A 20219-nucleotide genomic window follows, 5' to 3' on the forward strand; every position below is an offset into this window, starting at 1 on the left:
GTGTGGCCGAACCGCCCCGCGGTCACCGGTCCAGCAGTTCGTCGATCTTCCGCTCCGCCGCCTGCCACGCCTGGGTGGGCGTCAGCTTCCGCTGCTCGACCGGCAGGATGCCCGCGTCGATGATCTGCTGCTGGATCGGCTGGTCCTGCGTGCCGAGTTCGAGCGTCGGGATGCTCTTGGCGGCGATGGAGAAGATCTCGCCGGTCGGGGCGTCGTTGAAGTACGGGTGCGTGGCGTCCGCGACCTGCGGTAGCTCGTACGCCGCCTGCGAGCTGGGGAAGCTCGCCCGCTTCTCGAACAGCCGGGCCTGCTGCTCGGGCGCGGTCAGCCAGGCCGCCAGCCGGGCCGCCTGCTCCTTGTGCTCGCCGGCCTCGGGGACGGTGAGGAACGAACCGCCCCAGTTGGCGGGCTTGGGCGCGGTGGCGATGTCCCACTTGTCCGCCGCCTCCGGGCCGGCCTTCTCCTGTATGTAACCCAGCATCCAGGAGGGGCAGATGACGGTGGCGAAGGCGCCGTCTGCGAAGCCCCCGTCCCAGGCGGGGGTGAACTGCTTGAGCCGCGCCGTCATCTCCCCCTGCGCCGCCTGCATCGCCAGGTCCCAGGAGACCTCCACGGCGGGGCTGTCCTGGTAGATCGCCTCGCCCTCGCGGCCGAAGTAGCGGACGGGGAAGCTGCTGATCGAGCCGTTGTAGACGCCGGCCGCCGAGTCGACGAAGGCGGTGCCCGCGGGGGCGTTCGCCATGTAGTCCGCGCCGACGCCGAGGTACTTCTCCCAGTCGGAGAACCACAGCGCGGCGACCTCCTCGCGACCGGTCGGCAGCCCGGCCGCGCGGAAGAGGTCCTTGCGGTAGCAGACGGCCATGGGGCCGATGTCGGTGCCGAGGCCGACGGTCTTGTTCTCGTCGGTCGTCGCCTGGTCCCACTTCCAGGGCAGGAACGCGCCCTCGTCGACACCGGTCGTGGTGGCGAGGTCCATCAGCCGGTCGGAGCGGGTGGCGACGACCTCGCCGATGTTGCCGACCTCCACGGCCTGGATGTCGGCCAGCCCGCGGCCGGAGTCGAGGGCGTCGCGCAGCTTCGGGTAGTACTCCTCGTTGCTGGGCGCGGCGTTCTCCTCGATGGTGACGTCGGGGTACAGCTTCTCGTACTCGTCGTAGAGCCCGGCCTCCTCGAAGCCGAAGACGCCGAAGACGCCGACGGTCAGCGTGACCGGCCCGCCGGCGCCGCCGTCGGGTGCCGCCTCCGGCGAGCCGTCGTCGACCAGGGCGCAGCCGGCGAGGAGGCCGGCGGCCAGCGCGGCGGCGAGGGCGCGGAACGTACGGGTGCTGGTCGTTGAGTTCGTGTGCATGGGACTCCCCCGGAAGCTGCCGTGCCCCCGCCCCGATGACGGGACACGGCCTGGGTTGGGGAGCGTAGCGTGGGAGCGCTCCCGATAGCACCCGATCTGCACACTTCGGTGACGAGACGGTCAGTCCACGATCGCGCCGCAGGTGATGTTCAGCTCGGACGCCGTGATCGACGCGGCCCGGTCGGAGGCGGCGAACGCGGCGGCGTTGCCGACGTCTTCGAGGGTCGCCGTCCGGCCCAGCATCGTCGGCTCCACGAGCGAGGCGACCAGCTCCTCGCGGCCCTCGAAGCCGCCCGGGATCGTCTCCGGGATCCCGCCGGTCTTCAGGCCGACGACGCGTACGCCGTGTGGGCCGAGTTCGGCGGCGAGCTGCTTGCGGAGCATGTCCACGGCGCTCAGGGCGACCTGGAAGCCGCCGATGAAGTACCCCCGCATCGGGTCGCCGACGCCGCCGAAGGTGAGCAGCACGCCGGACTTCTGCCGGATCATGTGGCGGGCGGCGGCCTTCGACGTCAGGAAGGTGGTGCGGACGGCGTTGTGGACCGGCTGCTCGAAGTCGCGCAGCGTCATCTCGGCCAGGGGCGTGCCCTGCACGTCGCCGACGGAGACGAGGTTGACCGAGACGTCGACGCTTCCCGCGTCCTTCGCGACCGCGTCGGCGTGCGCGTCGACGGCGGCCTCGTCCAGGGCGTCGACCACGGCCGTCGAGACGGTGCCGCCGGCCGCGCGCACCTCCTCGGCAACGGCCTCCAGGCGCGCGGGGGTCCGGCTCGCCAGGTGCACGGCGGCGCCCTCGCGGGCGAAGCCGAGCGCGACGGCGCGGCCGATGCCGCCGGCGCCGTAGACGAGGGCGTTCTTGTTCTGCAGCAGCATGGTGATCCTCACTTGTCGAGTACGGGTGTCGTAGTCCTCAGTTGTTTTCTCCGCAGCCGTGGTGCTCAGATGCCGAAGGCGGGGCGGGCGCCGGTGAGCCAGGTGCGCCACGCCTCCTCCTCCCGTGCGGCGGCGCCGGGCGGTGCGCCGTACAGGCGGGCCAGGAGGTTGACCGAGAGCGGGGCGCCGGGGGCCATCGGGAAGCAGGAGAGGGCGTACAGCGCGGGGTACGGCTCGGCGGCGCGCAGCAGTACGTAGCCCGTGCTCCTGTCCTCGACGGTGCCGGCCAGGTCCGGTACGCCCGCCGGGGTGCGGAACGCGGTCCCGGCGGGCGCCGCGGCGATGCCGAGGAGGCGGTCGAGGACGGCGGCGGCGCGGGGCCGCTCGGCGGCCGGGAGGCCGAGGCCGACGAGCACGTCGACGTTCGTCGCGGGCAGGCCGGGGAAGTGCGTCAGGTAGGCGCGCAGGACGGTCAGCGACATCCGCCAGCCCTCGCCGGCCCCGTCGACCAGGTCCTCCCAGCCTTCGCCGTCATGGCGGAACCCGTTGACGACGCGGACGACGCACGTGCCGCCGCCCCGGGCCTGCACGAGGAACTCCGTGGCCAGCAGCGGCGCGTCGGGGCCGGCCGGCTCTTCGTAGCCGAAGCGGTGCGGCGGGTCCCAGTCGGTGACGGTGGCGTGCGCGGTCTGGCCGTAGGGCTCGCGGCGTACGGTCATCGCGCCGCCCGCGGCGGGGTCGATGTCGGCGGGAAAGAGCCAGGCGGCATGGCCGGGCCCGGTGGCGATGGCGCGCCACACCTCGTCGGGGGTGCCGGGGACCGCGATCTCGTGGCGGGTGAGGCGGGCGGTGGGGTCGTCGTCGGTCACGGCCGCTCCCCTCCCTGCGGCGGCACTTCGGATGCTTCCGGCCCTTGGGGCGCCCCGGGGTCGACCCCCTTGGGTACGGGGTGGACGGCGACCGTGAGCCGCTGCCAGCGGCCGTCGGGCGCAGCGTCGTCGTGGTACTTCGAGACCAGCCCGCCGACCGCGGCGGTCAGCTCCTCGGCGAACGCCGCCCGGTCGGCCGGCGAACGGAACCGCACGGCGGCGTCCAGCCCGTAGACCGGCAGCCGTTTGCGTCCGCGCGCGGCGTTACGGGCCATACCCCCGACCTCCGCGACCACCCGGGCGGCCAGCGCGACGACGTACGCCGCCGACAGCCGGTCACCGGCCCCCCGCGGCCCCCCGGCGGCGGCCCCCAGCGCCTCCGGCGACACCACGTACCCGGCGGCGCTGGCCACGAGCCGCCGCTCGGTCAGCCCGCCCCAGACACGGGTGCCGGCGACCTCCACGAGGCCGTGCTTCTCCAGCAGCCGCAGGTGGTAGTTGACCCGCTGCCGGGGCACCCCGAGCCGGCTCGCCAGGGCGGAGGCCGAGGCGGGCTCGCGCAGCTCGGCGAGGAGCCGGGCCCGCACCGGATCCAGCGCGGCGGAGGCCGCGGCCGGATCCGCGATCACGTCGATGTCCTGCATGCCTCCAACCCAACCCTTGACAAATAATTTTGTCAAGCGAACCGCGCACGGCCATCCGACGAGGTGGGTCAACCACCGGATGGCGGAAGAAGGGGCCGGGCAAGCCGGCGCGCCGCTGCCGCGGGAGGAGGTGTGTGTGCTGCCGGAGGAGATCCGGGTTCGTATCGGCGCCGGGTAGGCCGCGGTCGGCCGCCCTCGTTCAGCCCAGGAACATCGGGAGCTTCGCCGCCAGGGGGCCGAGGGCCGTGCGTTCCCTTTCCGTGGGGGTGCGGCGGCCCGTGGCGACCAGGAGGGCGTCCGTGTCGGTGAACGACTCCGGGAGCGGCGCGCCCGCGATGCGTTCCAGGAGGGCGCGGGTGTCCGCCAGGCCCGTCGCGGGCGGGCCGGGGACGTGCGGGAGGTGCGCGGTCAGGTCGAGGTGGTGCAGGGTCCACTCCATGACGTACGCGGTGAGGTAGTCGCCGGCCGTCAGAACCATGTCCTGCGTGCTCACCCGCAGCGCCGGGTCGGCGAGTTCCGCCGCGCGGCCGGCGGCGGAGCCGACGTCGTCGAGGTGGAACCTCAGCAGCGCCGGGTCCCCGTACGCCGCGGCCATCCGCACGGTGAGGGCGTCGAGGGGGTCCGCGCCGGTCGGGGGCTGGTCGCTCACGTGCCAGTAGCTCGCCGCGTCGGCGGTCGGGTCGCCGTCCGCGGGGGTGACCAGCGTGATGAGCACGTCCTGTGCGTCGATCACCAGGTGGCAGACGAGGTCGCGGACGAGCCAGCCGGCGCAGCCGGAGGGCTGCGCGAAGTCCTCGTCGGCCAGGTCGGCGACCGCCGCGCGCAGCGCGGCCCAGGCGGGTACGAATCGGTCCACCTCGGCAACGTAGTTCGCCGCCGGCACCGCGGACAACTTCGTTCCAAGCGAAGCGGTCAGGCGGCTACGGGCGCAGCCTGGCGAACGCCTCCATCCGGCGCCGGTGGTACTCCAGGTCCTCCTCGTCGTGCCGCACGCCCCGCGCCACGGCGAGCGCGAAGTACGCGCCCTCGCGCCGCAGCCGGTGCCGCATCAACTGCGTCAGCGACTCGTCGTCCAGCACCTCGGCGGTGCCGCCGGCCTCCCGGTAGGCGGCGGCGAAGCGGCGCGCGTCCGCGGGGTTCTCGCAGAACTCGTCCGCGAACTCCAGTGCCGCGCTCCCGACCTCGACCTCGGGCGGGGCGACGAACGACTCGTCCCAGTCCAGGACGGCGACGATCCGCGCCGGGTCGTCGCGGTCGACGAGCAGGTTGCCGTGGTAGAAGTCGCCGTGGAGCGCCTGCCGCGGCAGCCCGCTTGCGGTGAACTCGGCCAGCCACGTGTCCAGTCGGGGGTCCCGCAGCCGCGGGTCCTCGTACGCCACGTCGCCGGCGAGGCCGGTCTCCAGGAAGTTGCGCCGCGGCCGGGGCGGCAGTTCCGCGCCGGCCAGCGCGCGGTGCAGGCGGGCCAGCATGCGGGCCGCGGCCGTCGCCGAGCGGGGGTCGTCGCCGTCGGCCCAGACCCCGTCGGCGTAGGGCCACAGCGACACGGTGCGGCCCTCGACCCGTACGACGGTGGCGCCGTCGTCCCGCCCGGGGATCGGCAGCGGGGCGACCGCCTCGGGGCAGCCGCCGGCGCGGGCGGCGACGGCGACGCGGTGGCACCACTCCGCCTCCGCCGGGTCCTTGTCGTAGGCGCTGATCCGGACCACGTGGCCGCCGACCCGCCACGCCGCGGACTCCTCGCCGCCGTAGAGCCGTTCGGCGGGGCCGATGACGCCCGTCGCCTCCCGTACGGCCGCCGTCAGCGGCACCTCCGCGAAGACCACACCCGCTCCCCCCGCTTCGCACCCGTCCGGCTTCTCCGGCCATTCGATCACACAGAGGTGCGCCGCCGGCGTACGCGCTCTGGGCACCGGCCGCGCGCCCCGTAACTCCCTTGCGCACCCCGGGCCGCCGCTGGCACGCTTGCCCCATGACTCACGGAAAGGCGTACACCGCCTCCCTCTGGTGACCGCGGTGACGACTCCGCGCGGGGCCTCTCCCCGCTTCGACGGCTCACTTTCCTCTTCCCACGACTGCCTGTCCCTCGCCGTCGCGCTGCGCGACGGCTGGCTGAGGCACGCCTTCTCCGCCCGGCCCGCGGACCGGCCGGCGGCCGAGGCCGCCCTCACCGGGCTCTACGGTCTCGCGGGGGCGCCGCCACCGCGGTTCGTCTGGGTCCACTCGCCCGCGGCGGCCACCCCGGTGCTGCGCAGCGAGCGGCCGGCCTTCCGCCGCCTGCGGCTGCGGGCGGCCGACGCGCCGGCACGAGGGGCGGACTGGCCGGTGGCGTCCCGGCTGGCGTCGCTGCAGTCCGCGCTGCGGAGCCGGCTTGGCCGGCACATCCGCGGTCCCTCGCAGGTGTCACGCAGACCGCGCCCCCCGTGGCACCAGGTCGCGCACGCCATGGCGGCCGAGGACGGACTCCGCGAGGGGTACGCGCTGCGCGACATCCTGTGGACCGCCGTACACGCCCCGCTCAACGCCTCGCTGCGCGACGGGCCGCGGCCGGCGATCCGCACCGCCCTCCTGCCCGCCACCGGCACCGGCACCGGCACCGGCACCGGCACCGAGCCTCTCGGGCTCACCTTCCACGGCCAGCACGACGCCCACTGGATCGGGCACTTCGACATCCACGCCCGCCTCGGCCTCGCCTCCTACCCCGCCGCCGCCACCCGCCAGCTCGCCCTGTGGGCGACCGTGGCCCGCTCCGCCGGCTGGTGGTGGCCCGGGGACGGGGTGTGCGTCGTCGCGGAGCGGCCCGCCGAGGTGCACACCGAGCCGCTGCCCGGTGCCCGCCACGGCGAGCTGCGGCTGCACCACCCCGGCCGCCCCGCCGTCCGGTACGCCGACGGCGCCGAGGTGTACGCGCTGCACGGCACCGCGGTGCCGCGGTGGGTCGTCACGGACCCCACCGTGGCGCGGATCCACCGCGAGCCGAACGTCGAGGTGCGCCGCTGCGCCATCGAACGCCTCGGCTGGGACACGTACATCGACCGGGCGGGCCTGCACCTGCTCGCCGAGGCTCCCGACCCCGGCAACGCCGGCTCCCGCCTGCACCTCTACCACGTGCCACGGCACGTGTGGGGGGCACCGGGGCGCGTCCTGCTCGTCGTCAACGGCTCCGTCGAACCCGACGGCCGGCGGCGCCGGTACGGGCTGAGCGTGCCCGCCGGCATCGACGACCCCGTCGCCGCGGCCGGCTGGTCGTACGGGCTCAGCGGCCCGCAGTACGCGCGGCTGGCCCGCCGCACCTGACGTGCGGCCCCCGCCCTCTCGTCGACTTCCCTTCTCTCACCCCGAGGTGATGCACATGACCACGTCCGCAGCCGTGACCCTCGCCGACCTCACCGCGAGGACCGGCCTCGACGTCCTCGCCCACCTGGAGCGCGAGGTGACCGTCCCCGTGGTCGCCGGCCTCCAGGCGCAGGGCGACCTCATCGTCGTTCCGCTGGCCCTCCTCGACGACGTGGCGGTCCCGCCGCACACCCGCTGGACGCCCGTCCCCGCGGGCGGCGTCGAGCTGCTGCGCGGCGCCGCCGGCGGCAACCCGCACACGCTCGTCGCCGACGCGGGCACCTGCCGCTGGAGTCCGCGCGTCGACGACCCGCAGCGCCTGGCCCTCGGTGTCCTCGACGCCGGTGCGGTCGCGTACCTCATCCACCCGGAACACGGCGGGACGGGCATCGTTCCGGGCACGTACGTCATCCGCCGCCAGCGCGAGCGGAGCGAGAGCACGGGGCGGTTCGGGAACCGGTTCATCGCCGACTGACCACGGCCCGCCCGGGGCGGTGACGTCCCGGGCGGGCCCTGCCCCTACGACGGCCGCGGGGCCGGTGCGCGGCGGAACGCGTCGGCGGCGGGGGCGTCGAACGCCGAGAGCTGGCCGTGGATCTGCCGGACGGCGGACGGGTCGAGGTCCGCGAGGAGCGCGTGGGCGCGGCGCCAGTGCGCGTCCGCGGCCCCGGGGTCGCCGGTGAGCCGGTGCGCGACGCCGAGGTGCGCGAGCGTGCCGGCCTCCCCGTACACGTCGCCGACGTCCCGGAAGGCGTCGAGCGCCTCGACGTAGCAGGCGACGGCCTCGGCGGGCTCGCCGCGGCGCAGGCGGACGTCGGCGAGGCAGGACCAGGTGTGCGCCTCGTAGGGGCGGTTGCCGAGCTTCCGGTGCAGCACCAGCGCACGCGGGAGGAGGTCGAGGGCCCGGTCGTGGTCACCGCCGCGGCCGTGGTGCCAGCCGAGGTCGGTGAGCGCGATGGCCTGCCCGGCCGGGTCGCCGAGACGTTCGAAGAGGTCGTGGGCGCGGCGGGTTGCGTCGAGCGCCTCGGTGCCGCGGTCCTCGACGACGTGCACGATGCCGCGCCGGTAGTGCGTCCACGCCTGCCCGGCGAGGTCGTCGCCGGCGCGCTCCAGCGCGGCGTCGAGGTGGGCGTGGGCGTCCTCGTACCGCCCGAGGTCGGCGAGCGCCGACCCGAGGTCGCGCCGCGCGCGGCTCTCCTCCGCCGCGTCACCCAGCCGCCGGGCGGCGGCGACGGCGGCGGCCTGGGCGTCGGCGCGGTCGTGCCACCGGCCGTGCCAGTGGAGGAAGACGAACAGCGCACGGGCCAGCCGGCACACGTCCCGGTCGAGGCGGAGCCGGCCGGCGAGGCCGAGGACGTCCAGCAGGGCGGACCGCTCGACGCCGAGCCAGGCGACGGCGTCGTCGGGGCCGGCGAAGCCGGGGGCGCGGGTGGCGGGCTCGTGGGCCGGGGAGCCGGCGGCTCGCGGGGCGGTCGGCTCCGGGCCCGCGGTCCCGGCCACGGCCGTCCCGGGGCGGGTCGTCGAGGGGCGGGGAGTCCCGGGACGGGCCTTCTGGTGGCGGGGCACCGCCGCGGCCGTCGGCGCGTGCCCGGCCGGGGCGGGGCCGGCGGCAACGAGGCCGGCGCGCTCCGTGCCGGCCGGCTCCGGGGTGCCGGGGAGGTGGCGGGCGGCGGCTTCCGCGGTGCGCACGTAGTGGTCCACGAGGCGGCGCCGGGCGCCGTCCCGGTCGGCGGCCGGGTCGCGGGCCTCGCCGAGCTCGCCGGCGTACGCGCGCAGCAGGTCGTGGCAGGCGTAGCGGCCCGGCGCGCGCTCGGTGAGCAGTCCGGCGCTCGCCAGCTCCGCGAGTCGGGCCCGCGCCCGTGCCGCCGGGACGCCCGCCAGCGCCGCGGCGGCGTCGGTGCCGCAGTCGGGCCCGGGGTGCAGACCGGCGACGAGCCGGAACAGCCGCGCCGCCGGGTCGCTCAGCGTCTCGTACGACCAGGAGAACAGCGCCCGTACGTCGGCGGTGCGCTCCAACGCGCCGAGGGTGTCGCGCAGTTCACCGGCGAGGGCGGCCAGCGGGAGCGCGGGGTGCAGCGCCGCGCGAGCGGCGACGACCGCCAGCGCCAGCGGCAGTCCCGCGCAGCGCCGGACGATCTCGTCGACGGCGGCGGGCTCGGCGGCGAGCCGGTTCCGGCCGAGCCGGGCGGCGAGCAACTCCCGGGCCGCGCCCGGCGGCAGCACGTCGAGCACCAGCGGCCGCGCACCGTGCGTCACGACCAGCCCGGCGAGGTGGTCCCGGGCGGTGACGAGCGCCAGGCAGCCGGGCGCCGCCGGCAGCAGCGGGGCGACCTGCGCGGCGTCGCGGGCGTTGTCGAGCAGCACGAGCACACGCCGGCCGGCGAGCAGGGTGCGGTAGAGACCGGCCTGCGCGGCCGGCCCCTCGGGCACGCGGTGCGGCGGCACGCCGAGCGCGCCGAGGAACTCCCGTACGGCCGCGGCGGGTTGTACCGCCTCGCCGGAGGGGTCGTAGCCGCGCAGGTCGACGTAGAGCTGCCCGTCGGGAAAACGATCGGCGACACGGTGCGCCCAGTGCACGGCGAGGGTGGTCTTCCCGACACCGGCGGTGCCGGACACGAGCGCGATCACGGGCGCGTGGGGCGGGGATGCGAGGGTCCCGGCTCCGCCGGGCGGCACGGCGACCCGGGCATCGCGTCCGGCGTCCGGGGCGGTCGGCGGCGGCGGGAGCTCCAGCAGTGCGTCGAGTGCCGCCCTCTCCGCGTCCCGGGCGGCGAACGCCGAGGTGGCGGCGGGCAGGTGACGGGGCACCGGCCGGCCCTCGTCCCGCGGTGCCTCGGCGGCGAGCAGGCCGGCGTGCACCCGCCGCAGTTCCGGGCTGGGGTCGACGCCGAGTTCGGCGGCGAGCCGGCGCCGGATCGTCTCGTACCGCTCCAGCGCCTCGGCGGGCCGCCCGGCGGCGTCGAGCACGCGGAGCAGGCGCGCCCACAGCGACTCCCGCAGCGGATGGCGCTCGGCCAGCGCGGCGAGGGCTGCGACGCCGACGGGGCCGGCGGGTTCGGCCGGTTCAGCGGATTCGGCCGGTTCGAGAGGTTCGGCGGGCTCGCCGGGGGCGTGCGGCGCGTTCGCACCGTCCGCCCCGCCCCCGCCGTGCGTCCCGGTTCTCCCGGCCCGCCGCGGATCGGCGCCCGGCGCCAGGTCCAGGTCCACGCAGCGCTCGACCGCCGCCAGGTACCGCTCCTCCAGCGCCGGGGCCTCCGTGCCCTCCAGCCGGTCCGAGCGGATGCCGTCGAACGGCGTGCCGCGCCACAGTGTCAGCGCCGCCGCCAGGCGGTCCCGTTCCGCCGTGCCGTTCGCCGCCGCGGCGTCGAGGAGCCGGGTGAAGCGCAGGGCGTCGACCTGCTCGGGGCCGGCCAGCAGTACGTATCCGCCGGGGCGGGCGGCGACGAGGGTGTCGCCGGGGCGGCCCAGGGCGCGGCGCAGCCGCATGACGTTCGTACGGACGTTGGTGCGCGGGTCGCCGCACATGTCCGCGCCCCATACGGCGTCGGCCAGGTGCGCCGTGGAGACCGTGCGGCCCGCGGACATCGCCAGGACCGCCAGCAGCGCGCGCAGCCGCCCGGCCGGCAGCTCGACCGGCCGCCCCGCCACCGCGACGCGCAGCGGCCCGAGCAGCTCGACGCTCAGCACGCGGACGCACCCCCTCCCCCCGGGGCCGGCGGGCCCCTCGCGGCGTGTTTCACCGCGGTGACACCACTGTGCCACCCGCGGTGCGCCAGGCTGTCGCTCGTTCGCACCGCGTGACCGGCGAGGGAGTTCCATGAGCAAGGTGATCTTCGATATCAGCATGTCGCTGGACGGATACGTCAAGGCGGCCGGCGCGACACCCGACGAGCCGCTCGGCAAGGGCGGCGAGTTGCTGCACGAGTGGGCGCTGCACTCCGAAGGCGCCGAAGCCGCACTTCTGGCGGACACGGTCGCGGAGGCGGGCGCGATGATCGGGGGGCGGCGGACGTACGACGACTCGTTGCGCTGGTGGGGCGCGGACGGGCCGACCGGGTCCGCCCGGGTGCCGCTGTTCGTCGTGACGCACGAGGCGCCCGCGGAGGTGCCGCGGAACGGCGTCTACACGTTCGTCACCGACGGTATCGAGAGCGCCCTGCGGCAGGCGAAGGAGACCGCGGCCGGCCGGAACGTGTTCATCATGGGCGGCCCGGACGTCGCCGGCCAGTTCGTCCGTGCGGGGCTCGTCGACCGGATCGGGATCCACCTGGTGCCGGTGCTGTTCGGCGGCGGCGCCCGGCTGCTGGAGCACCTCGGGGACGCGCACGTCCGGTTGCGGGTGGCGAGCGTGACCGAGACCGCGCGGGCCACGCATCTGCTCTACGACGTCGTGCGGTGAAGCCCCGCGGGTGACGCAACGGGATCGGTTCCGCCGTTCGGGACCCGTCCCGCTCTCGTTCCGGTACGGTCCTGGCTTCGGAAACGGCCCGTAACGCAGGGGTGAAGCGGTGGACGACGTCGGGGAGCTGATCGAGCGGCTGGCCCTGTGGCGGACGGGAGACGGCGGCTACGACGAGACGAGTCTCCGGGAGCGGGCGACCGTCGCGCTGCAGGAGCGGGGTCCCGAGGTCGTCCCCGTGCTCGTCGACCGGCTCGACGCCCTCCTCGCCGACCACGCCGCGCACCTGGAGCGGGTCGGGGCCGTCACGGCGGTGTGGGACGCCTGGTACGAGGAAGGTGACGCGCTCGTCGACGAGCACGGCGTGGGCAAGGTGTTCGAGCTGGAGCGGTACCGCACCGTCCCCAGCGACAGCCTTCCCCAGCAGGAGCCGCGGGACCAGCACTACCAGGATCCGTACGACCTCAAGCAGGGCCTCGTGGAGGCCCTGCGCCGCATCGGCGACGAGCGCGCCGCGCCCGTCCTCGGCCGCGCGCTCCGCGACCGGGCCTGCATCCACCACGCCGCGACGGCGCTGCGCGGCATCCACCTCGACGGCGCCGTACCCGCGCTGCTCGACGCCGCCGCGAGCATCGAGCCCGACGACATGGCCTTCCCCGAGTTACTGCGGACGCTGGAGCACTACGGCGCCACGATGGCTCAGGTGCGGGCCCGGTTCGAGGCAGAGTCCGGGCCGCAGGCCCGGGTCAGCCTGATGCACGTGATGAAGACGCTGCCCGGCGACGGCGCCGGCAGGCCCGCGGACGAGGAGATCACGGACGCGCTCGTCTTCCTCGCGATGAGCCGGAACGCCACGGACAGGTACGGGGCCGTCAGGGAGCTGGAGTCGCTCGGCGCTCTCGACCCGGTCGGCGGACCGCCGGAGGACGGGGGCGACCCGTGGGACGCCGGCTTCGGCGGAATGGACGCGCCGCCCCCCGCCGAGGCGGTCCACGCCGCGATCGCCCTCGCCGCACAGGGCGACCCGCCGGGACACGACCGCGAACTGGTGCGGCGGCTGCGGCACATGGCCGGTGAGGCCCCGTCCGCGGCGCGGGCCGTCACCGCCGTGCTCGCCCGCGAGCCGCGGGCGTCCGACGCGGAGCTGGACCTCGCGCTGCGGCTGGTCCCGCTGCTGCACCCCGACCGGGTGGCGGACCACCTGGCGCTGCTCCGCGCCCTGCACGGGCTCACCTCGTACGAACCGGCGCGCGCAGGCGCGCTGCGCGCCCTGCGCCGCGACGGCATGCTGTTCGTGCTGATGCTGCACGAGGACCCGGTGCTCCGCGAGGAGGCCCGGGTCGTCTTCGACGACGTCGCCGAGCCCGACGACCGGGAGCGGTTCGCGAGCTACGAGGCTCTGCGGCTGGGCACCTGGGGACGGCTGGTGCGCAGGTTCCGGCGCCGCTAGCGCCGGTATCGGTCGTGGCCCGGCATCTTTCGCCCTGAACGCCCTGAACGCCCTGAACGCCCTGAACGCCCCGAACGCCGTGCCGCACGTGCGCTCTTGCCGCCGGGTCCGCCCGGGCCGTACAAACGGGGCATGCATCGAAGCGACACCACCGGCCCGCGCCCCGCATGGTTCTTCCGCGAGTACGAGCCCGTCGGCGTGGACCTCGGCAGCGCCGCCGCGGTGGCCTCCTACGACCGCAACCAGGGCACCGACCCGGATGCCGACGACGCGCTGCTCGACCGTCTCGACGTGGTCGCGGGCACCCGGCTGGTCGACCTGGCCTGCGGCACCGGCTCGCTGGTGGTCCAGGCCGCGCGGCGCGGGGCCGAGGCCCACGGCGTCGACGTCTCGGAACAGATGCTCGCCTTCGCAAGGGCCCGGGCGGAGCGGGCCGGTGCCGGCGCACACTGGCACCGGGCCGGCTTCCTGGACTACGCCCACCGCGCGGGGCCCGCGGACGTGGTGACCACCAGGTCGGCCCTGCACCAGCTCCCGGACTTCTTCAAGCAGCAGGCGCTCCTCAACGCGGCCGGCGTGCTCCGGCCGGGCGGCACCTTCTACCTGTGGGACGTCATCTTCAGCTTCCCGCCCGCCGACGCCGCGGAGCACCTGGGGCAGTGGATCGACACCGCGGGCCGCCCGGTGGGCGAGGGCTTCACCCGGGCGGACTTCGAGGCGCACGTCCGGGAGGAGTTCTCCACGTACGCCTGGATCCTGGAGGGCATGCTGGCACGGGCCGGATTCGAGATCCTCGCGCACGAGTCCCGCTCACCCACGCACGGTGAGTTCCTCTGCCGCCGCCGGTAGTTCCCCCGCCGCCGGCACGGGTCCGGCCCGGTCCGGGGCGTGCGCGGGGCGTTGACGTGACGTGCCGCAGCCCGTACGTTCCGGACGTCTGATGTCCGATGCCTCCGCCCCGAAGTGGAGGTATCACGTGCGAACCACCCTGTCCGCCACGCTCGCCGCGCTGCTCACGGCCGGCTCCGTCCTCGCCGGCGGGTTCCCCCCGGCCGCCGCGCGGGAGGGGCGCGATCCGGCACCCGCGGCCCGCGCGCCGCTCTTCGAGACCACCGACCTCGCCGTCTCCGGCGAGGGGGCGCACACGTACCGCATCCCCGCACTCGACGTGCTGCCCGACGGCACGCTCGTCGCCGCCTACGACCGCCGCAACGACAGCTCCGCCGACCTGCCCGGCGACCTCGACGTCATGGTCCGCCGCAGCAAGGACAAGGGCCGCACCTGGAGTGCGCCGCAGGTCGTCGCCGACTACGACGGCGGCGTGGGCGCCGGCGACCCCAGCCTCCTCGTCGACCGCGACACCGGCCGGATCTTCCTCTTCCACGCCTACGGCCCGAAGGGCGTCGGCTTCTTCAACTCCGGCCCCGGCAACGCCGACGACTCCACCACCACCCTGCACGCCGACTACAGCTACTCCGACGACGGCGGCCGCACCTGGCGGCAGCGCCGCATCACGAGCGACATCAAGGACCCGTCCTGGCTGGGCATGTTCGCCTCCTCGGGCACCGGCATCCAGCTCTCCTCCGGCCGCCTGCTGCAGCAGTACGCGTACCGCGCGGCGGACGGCGGCATCCGGGCCGTGAGCGCGTACAGCGACGACCACGGTGCGACGTGGCGGGCGGGCGAGCCCGTCGGGCCGCTGATGGACGAGAACAAGACGGTCGAGCTGGCCGACGGGCGCGTCATGCTCAACAGCCGTACCGCGAGCGCCGACACCCGGCTCGTCGCGTACTCCGACGACGGCGGCATCACGTACGGCACGCCGGTACCGGACGACGAGCTGATCGACCCGACGAACAACGCGGCCATCCTGCGCTACGACGCCGACGCCCCGCGCACCGCCCCGCGGGCTCACTGGCTGCTGTTCAGCAACACCGCGAGCACCACCGCCCGGCGCAACCTCACCGTGCGGATGTCCTGTGACGACGGGCGGAGCTGGCCCGTCGCGCGGGTCGTGGAGCCGGGCGAAGCCGCGTACTCGACCCTCGCGCGGCTCAAGGACGGCACCTTCGGGCTGCTCTACGAGAGCGGCCCGTACCGCACGATCACCTTCGCCCGCTTCGACGACGCCTGGCTCGGCGCCGACTGCCGCGGGCGGCCCTCCGGCCGCTGAGCCACGACGCGCGGCGGCGGAACGCCGCGGCGGGACGCGACGGCCCCGGAGGTCAGCCGGCCGAAGCGCGCCCGCCTGCGCCGTCGCCGGCGCGGCCGGCCGCGAGGCGGCGGCGTACGGGGGCGTAGTGCGCCGTGACGGCCCGGGTGAAGGCGGCCGGGTCGCCGCGGCGGGCGGCGTCCACGATGTCCGCGTGCGCGGCCGTGGTCTCCGCCCGGTCCTCGCGCGTGGCCATCTGCAACTGCGGCGCGACGATGGCGTACACCTCCCAGAAGGCCATCGAGAGCTGCCCCATCAGCTCGTTGCCCAGCGGCTCGGCGAGCAGCGCGTGGAAGGCCCGGTCCGCCGCCACGAAGTCCTCCTCGGCGCCGCCGGCGTCCGCGCGCATCCTCTCCACCAGCGCGTCCAGCGCGTCGAGGCGGTCGCCGTCGAGCCGGGCCACGATCCGCTCCGCCATGCCGCGTTCGAACAGCTCGCGCACGTCCACCAGATCGGTCATCACGTGCACGTCGCTCTCCGCGCCGAGCAGCCCGCGGAACGCGAGGCTCTCCACGAGCGCCGACAGGCTCAGCCGGCCGACGTACGTGCCGTGCCCGTGCCGTACGTCGACGATGTCGAGGGCGTGGAGGGTCTTGACCGCCTCGCGGACGCTGGAGCGGCTGGCGCCCAGGGCGGCGCACAGGTCGCTCTCGGTGGGCAGCGGATCGCCGGGGCGCAGCTTGTTCGCGAGGATGTAGCGCTTGATGGCTTCGGTGACCTCCAGCCGCAGCAGCGACCTGCCGGCACGGGCTTCGCTCATGCGCGTACTCCCGCCTCTTGACCCACTCCGACCCCCGGGCTACGGTCACACGCTATCAGGCATCGGACATCAGACATCCAACCTCCGATCTCGCCATCTGCCCCTGTCCCCGCATTCGTTGACGTTCCGTACGTACCGGAGGACGCGTGCCCAGCCGCAACCGAACCGCCGCCCGGCCGCGATGACCGTCGTCGCCGCGCTCGACATCGGCGGGACGAAGACCGCCGCCGCCCTGGTCGACGGCGAGGGGCGGCTGCTGCGCCGCCGGACCGCGCCCACGCCGGCCGCCGCCGGACCCGGGGCGGTCCTCGACGCCGCGGCGGCGGCCGTCGCCGAACTCGCCGCGGCGGGCGGCCCGTACGCGGCCGTGGGCGTCGGCAGCGCCGGCGTGATCGACGCGGCGGCCGGCACCGTGCTCTCCGCCACCGCGGCGCTGCCGGGGTGGGCGGGCACCGCGCTCCGCGACGAACTGGGCCGCCGCCTCGGCGTGCCCGTCGCCGTCGACAACGACGTGCACGCGCACGCGCTCGGCGAGACCTGGCGGGGCGCGGCGGCCGGCCGCACGCACGTCCTGCTCGTCGCCGCGGGCACCGGCATCGGCGGCTCGCTGATCCTCGGCGGCCGGGTCCACCGGGGCGCCCACTCCGCGGCGGGGCACCTGGGCCACGTCCCGGTCCCGGCCGCGGCGGGCCGGCCGTGCGCCTGCGGCGGTACGGGGCACGCGGAGGGCGTGGCGGCGGGGCCGGCGATGGTAAGGGAGTACCGCCGCCGCGCCGGGGAGCCGGCGGGGGGCGGACCGGAGGCGGTCACGGAGCCCGCGGCGGTCACCGGGCTGGCGGCGGTCGCGGAGCGGGCCGCGGCGGGGGACGCGGTGGCGTCGGCGGTGCTGGCAGAGGGCGCCGTGGCGCTGGGCGAGGCCGTGGGGGGACTGATCAACGCGCTCGACCCCGAACTGGTCCTCGTCACCGGCGGCGTGAGCCGTTGCGGCCCGGCCTGGTGGCGCCCGCTGCGGGCGGCGATCGCCGCGACGACGCTGCCCCTGCTGTCGGACGTCCCGGTCGCGCCGGGCACCCCGGGGGACGACGCGGCGCTGCTCGGCGCCGCGCGGCTGGCGCTGGGGGCGCTCGCGTGACCGCGCGGGCGGACGGCCCCGGCGGCGGCCGGGGCAGGGCCCTTCCCGGCGGGCTGCGCGGGCGGTTGGTGGTCTCCTGCCAGGCGTATCCCGGTGAGCCCCTGCGCGATCCCGGCACCATGCGCCGCATGGCGCTGGCCGTACTCGACGGCGGGGCCGCGGGCATCCGCGCGCAGGGGCTCGCGGACCTGCGCGCGATCCGGGCCGCGACCGACGCGCCGCTGATCGGGCTGTGGAAGGACGGGGACCGCGGTGTCGTCATCACGCCCACGGCCGCGCACGCGCGGGCGGTCGCGGAGACCGGCGCGGACGTCGTCGCCGTCGACGCCACGGACCGCCCGCGGCCGGACGGCCGGGACGTGGCGGAGTCGTTCGAGGCGGTGCACCGGGCGGGCAGGCTCGTGATGGCGGACGTCGCGACGTTCGACGAGGGGCTGCGGGCCGCGGAGCTGGGCGCCGACCTGATCGGCACCACGCTCTCCGGCTACACCGACCGCTCCCCCGCCCCCGGCCCGGGTCCGGACCTCGGCCTGGTCGAGCGGCTGGCGGCGGCGGTGCCGGTGCCGGTCCTCGCGGAGGGCCGGATCGGCACACCCGCCGAGGCGGCGGAGGCGCTGGCGCGCGGCGCGTACGCCGTGGTCGTCGGCACGGCGATCACCCATCCGACGACGCTCACCCGCCGCTTCGCCACCGCGCTCGACGCCCCGGGCCGGGTTCCGAAGAGCGACAGATGACAACTGACGGATATCAGACGACTGTCAGCGGACCGGGCGCCCTGCCGCACCCCGGCGGCGGGCGCCCGGCGCCTCCCCCTCCTCAGCCGTGGTACGTGATGTAGCCGTTTCCGTCCCGGTCGTTGCGGCTCTTGGTGTAGCTGTGCACGTCCGCCCTGCTGCCGTTCCACTTGACCAGGTAGATCGTGTCCTTGTCGTTGTTCCACACGAAGTTGCAGTTGTCGCGGTAGACGACGTTGCCCGCGTCGGAGTCGCGGCCGTTCCCGCCGCGCAGCTTCACCTGGTCGCCGGGCTGCAGGCGGTGGTCGGCGGGGAACTTGAAGCGGTTGCCCGCGGCGTCCTTGACGACCCATCCCTTCAGGTTCACGGTCCGGTTCGACGAGTAGTTCTTGATCGCGAGGTACTCCTTGTGGGTGTTCCCGCCGGAGCATCTGTTGGAGTCCCGGCCGGGTGCGTCGTACTGGATGCCGCGTACCTTCAGCGGTGAGCTGTACTCGGCGGCCTGCGCCGGAGTGACGGCAAGCATCGTCAGCGCGCCGCCGGCGGCGGCGATGGCGGTGACGGTCACGTGGTTGCGCATGTGAGTGAACCCCCCATGTCTCGATTCGGCAGGAGGTTATGCGCGTAGCACCGCACGGCGGGCGTGCCGGGAGGGTGTCGGGAACGGCCTGTTCGGCCCTTGTGCCGGCGGCCACCGTGGCCGGCTCGCGGGCGGCCGGCTCCGACCGCCGCCCGCCGCGGCCGGTACGTCCCGGCGGCGCCCCTACGCCACGCCCAGTTCGGCGGCGTCCGGCGCGAAGACCGTCATCCAGTGCGGGCGGAGCCGGTAGAAGACGACCTCGTCGTCCCAGCGGAAGGCGTTCTCGCCGTAGAAGTCCTTGAAGTACGCGAGGAGTTCCGGCCATTCGGGGTCCGGCTCCCCGTTCTCGGGGTTGAGGGCGATCGCGTCGCCGTGGGCGAACACGCCGAGTTCCTCGCCGCGCATGTGCGCCACGCTGGCCGCGGGGCGGGCGGCGAGGTGGCGGGCTTTGGCCGCGGTGCGCGCGGTGCCGAAGTACCAGGTGCCGTGGAGGAAGTGGCCGTCGGCGCCGCTGATGCGGGGTTCGCCCTTGGCCGTCACGGTGGACAGGGCGAGGGTGCGCATGCCGGTGAGGACGCGGGTGAGCTGTTCGGCGGTCAGCGTCCGGTCGGTGTTGATGATGGAGCGGAGGTGGCCGGTGGAACGGGCCAGGGAGGTGTCGAGCAGTTCCTGGAGCCGCCGCAGTTCTTCGGGGGTTTCGCGCATCCGGCCACGGTAGCGGTGCCGGTCTCGGGCAGGCGGGGTACGGGGCCGGGGGGCGCGTGTACCGGGGGGCGGATCCGGCGCGGGCGCCGGCGGGCGCGGCCGGGTCTCGTCACGTGCTCGTCACATCGGTGTGATCTCGCGGGTCAGATACATGAAGGGCAGCGGGAGAGGACCGGAGCACTGATGAGTGGACACGACTGGCCGGCGGAGCGGTTCCGGGCGGACCGGCCCCGGTTGCGCGCGTTGGCCTACCGGATGCTCGGTTCGGTCCCGGAGGCCGACGACGCGGTCCGGGACGCGCGGATCCGGCTCAACAGGCCGGACGGCGAGGTGGCGCACCTCGGCGGCTGGCTCACGATGAGCGTCGCCCGGGTGTCGCTGAACATGCTGCAGTCCCGCAGGTCCCGGGGGGAGGCGCCGGCGGGCGGGGCGGATGCGGCGGCTGCCCTGGATCCCCCGGACGCAGCCGATCCGCAGGACGAGTCGCCGCCGGACGATCCGGAGGAGGAGGCGGCCATCGCCGACTCGGTGGGGTTGGCGTTGCTGGTCGTCCTGGACTCGCTGACGCCGGCCGAGCGGCTGGCGTTCGTGCTGCACGACATGTTCGCGGTGCCGGTCGAGGAGATCGCGGCCATAGTCGACCGCTCCCCCACCGCGGCCCGGCAGCTCGCCGACCGGGCGCGGAGCCGGGTGCAGGGGGCGGGGCCCGCGGTGGGCCCGGGTGAGGGTTGCGGCGGGTACGAGGCCGCCTGCGCCGGCGCGTCGGACACGTCGGATCTGGCGACGGCCTTTCTCGCCGCGTCCCGGGAGGGGAACTTCGAGGCGCTGCTGGCGATGCTGGCCCCGGACATCGTGCTGCGCACGGACGCCGCGGCGATGCGCATGAGCCTGGAGGCCACGCTGCGCGGCCGGAATCCGATCACGGACGTCCCGGAGATCCGCGGGGCGGACGCCGTGACGCGCGTGTTCGCGGGGCGGACGTGGAATCCGACTCCGGCGCTGATCGACGGTGCGGCCGGGCTGGTGTGGGTCGCGCAGGGGCGCCCGCACGTGGCCTTCTGCTTCGCCACGGAGAAGGGCAGGATCACGGCGATCGACGTCAGGGCCGATCTCGACGGTCTCGGCATCGTCTTCGAGTAGGCGTCCGGCGGCCGGGCGGCGGTAGCAGGAATCTGCAGGT

General features: G+C 75.6%; 19 protein-coding genes. 9 read left to right on the top strand and 10 right to left on the bottom strand.

Annotated features, from left to right (window positions below):
* Window positions 1-22: 22 nt before the first annotated feature.
* The 6 genes from O7599_RS03475 to O7599_RS03500 form a co-directional block, all read right to left on the bottom strand.
* On the bottom strand, window positions 23-1348 hold the full coding sequence (locus tag O7599_RS03475; protein ID WP_281620587.1) for an extracellular solute-binding protein: 1326 nt from the start codon (window positions 1346-1348) through the stop codon (window positions 23-25).
* Window positions 1349-1468: 120 nt separating this feature from the next.
* A complete protein-coding gene (locus tag O7599_RS03480) occupies window positions 1469-2221 on the bottom strand; it encodes an SDR family oxidoreductase (RefSeq protein WP_281620588.1) in 753 nt (250 codons plus the stop codon).
* Between the two features lie 65 nt (window positions 2222-2286).
* Window positions 2287-3090, bottom strand: coding sequence for an SRPBCC domain-containing protein (locus O7599_RS03485; protein ID WP_281620589.1), 804 nt, complete (start codon window positions 3088-3090; stop codon window positions 2287-2289).
* On the bottom strand, window positions 3087-3734 hold the full coding sequence (locus O7599_RS03490) for a helix-turn-helix domain-containing protein (RefSeq protein WP_281620590.1): 648 nt from the start codon (window positions 3732-3734) through the stop codon (window positions 3087-3089). The genes O7599_RS03485 and O7599_RS03490 overlap by 4 nt, the downstream gene beginning before the upstream one ends.
* 199 nt (window positions 3735-3933) lie before the next feature.
* The gene (locus O7599_RS03495; protein ID WP_281620591.1) at window positions 3934-4590 is read right to left on the bottom strand and encodes a maleylpyruvate isomerase N-terminal domain-containing protein; all 657 of its coding nucleotides are present in this window, start codon (window positions 4588-4590) and stop codon (window positions 3934-3936) included.
* Between the two features lie 64 nt (window positions 4591-4654).
* Window positions 4655-5557 (bottom strand): phosphotransferase, encoded by a 903-nt coding sequence (locus tag O7599_RS03500; protein WP_281620592.1) that lies wholly within the window; start codon window positions 5555-5557, stop codon window positions 4655-4657.
* A gap of 190 nt (window positions 5558-5747) precedes the next feature.
* Here O7599_RS03500 and O7599_RS03505 point away from each other — a divergent pair, with 190 nt between their 5' ends.
* Together O7599_RS03505 and O7599_RS03510 are read left to right on the top strand one after the other, a co-directional pair.
* Window positions 5748-7028 (top strand): DUF6745 domain-containing protein, encoded by a 1281-nt coding sequence (locus tag O7599_RS03505; RefSeq protein ID WP_281620593.1) that lies wholly within the window; start codon window positions 5748-5750, stop codon window positions 7026-7028.
* A gap of 55 nt (window positions 7029-7083) precedes the next feature.
* On the top strand, window positions 7084-7542 hold the full coding sequence (locus tag O7599_RS03510) for a hypothetical protein (protein WP_281620594.1): 459 nt from the start codon (window positions 7084-7086) through the stop codon (window positions 7540-7542).
* A 44-nt stretch (window positions 7543-7586) separates the two neighbouring features.
* Here O7599_RS03510 and O7599_RS03515 read toward each other — a convergent pair whose 3' ends face one another.
* The gene (locus tag O7599_RS03515) at window positions 7587-10754 is read right to left on the bottom strand and encodes a BTAD domain-containing putative transcriptional regulator (protein WP_281620595.1); all 3168 of its coding nucleotides are present in this window, start codon (window positions 10752-10754) and stop codon (window positions 7587-7589) included.
* A gap of 130 nt (window positions 10755-10884) precedes the next feature.
* Here O7599_RS03515 and O7599_RS03520 point away from each other — a divergent pair, with 130 nt between their 5' ends.
* From O7599_RS03520 to O7599_RS03535, 4 genes are all read left to right on the top strand, one after another.
* Entirely contained in the window at window positions 10885-11466 is a 582-nt protein-coding gene (locus tag O7599_RS03520) for a dihydrofolate reductase family protein (RefSeq protein ID WP_281620596.1), read from the top strand.
* A 109-nt stretch (window positions 11467-11575) separates the two neighbouring features.
* Window positions 11576-12916 carry a hypothetical protein gene (locus O7599_RS03525; protein ID WP_281620597.1) on the top strand — a complete coding sequence of 447 codons (1341 nt, stop codon included), beginning with the start codon at window positions 11576-11578 and terminating at the stop codon, window positions 12914-12916.
* Window positions 12917-13048: 132 nt separating this feature from the next.
* Complete coding sequence (locus O7599_RS03530) at window positions 13049-13765, top strand: class I SAM-dependent methyltransferase (protein WP_281620598.1); 717 nt, start codon at window positions 13049-13051, stop codon at window positions 13763-13765.
* Window positions 13766-13892: 127 nt separating this feature from the next.
* Window positions 13893-15089, top strand: coding sequence for a sialidase family protein (locus O7599_RS03535; protein ID WP_281620599.1), 1197 nt, complete (start codon window positions 13893-13895; stop codon window positions 15087-15089).
* A gap of 52 nt (window positions 15090-15141) precedes the next feature.
* Here O7599_RS03535 and O7599_RS03540 read toward each other — a convergent pair whose 3' ends face one another.
* A complete protein-coding gene (locus O7599_RS03540; protein WP_281620600.1) occupies window positions 15142-15888 on the bottom strand; it encodes an FCD domain-containing protein in 747 nt (248 codons plus the stop codon).
* Between the two features lie 181 nt (window positions 15889-16069).
* Between O7599_RS03540 and O7599_RS03545 the strand changes: the two genes are divergently transcribed.
* Both O7599_RS03545 and O7599_RS03550 read left to right on the top strand, forming a co-directional pair.
* Entirely contained in the window at window positions 16070-17020 is a 951-nt protein-coding gene (locus O7599_RS03545; protein ID WP_281620601.1) for an ROK family protein, read from the top strand.
* A complete protein-coding gene (locus O7599_RS03550; RefSeq protein ID WP_281620602.1) occupies window positions 17017-17754 on the top strand; it encodes an N-acetylmannosamine-6-phosphate 2-epimerase in 738 nt (245 codons plus the stop codon). Before O7599_RS03545 ends, O7599_RS03550 begins: the two co-directional genes overlap by 4 nt.
* Window positions 17755-17836: 82 nt before the next feature.
* Here the strand turns inward: O7599_RS03550 and O7599_RS03555 are convergent, their stop codons facing one another.
* Both O7599_RS03555 and O7599_RS03560 read right to left on the bottom strand, forming a co-directional pair.
* Window positions 17837-18334: a lamin tail domain-containing protein gene (locus tag O7599_RS03555; RefSeq protein WP_281620603.1), complete on the bottom strand. Its 498-nt coding sequence runs from the start codon at window positions 18332-18334 to the stop codon at window positions 17837-17839.
* Window positions 18335-18517: 183 nt separating this feature from the next.
* Window positions 18518-19039 (bottom strand): pyridoxamine 5'-phosphate oxidase family protein, encoded by a 522-nt coding sequence (locus O7599_RS03560; RefSeq protein WP_281620604.1) that lies wholly within the window; start codon window positions 19037-19039, stop codon window positions 18518-18520.
* 183 nt (window positions 19040-19222) lie between these two features.
* Here O7599_RS03560 and O7599_RS03565 point away from each other — a divergent pair, with 183 nt between their 5' ends.
* Complete coding sequence (locus O7599_RS03565; protein WP_281620605.1) at window positions 19223-20179, top strand: sigma factor-like helix-turn-helix DNA-binding protein; 957 nt, start codon at window positions 19223-19225, stop codon at window positions 20177-20179.
* Window positions 20180-20219: the final 40 nt, after the last annotated feature.

It is taken from the genome of Streptomyces sp. WMMC500 (genome assembly GCF_027497195.1).
Taxonomy (GTDB): domain Bacteria; phylum Actinomycetota; class Actinomycetes; order Streptomycetales; family Streptomycetaceae; genus Streptomyces.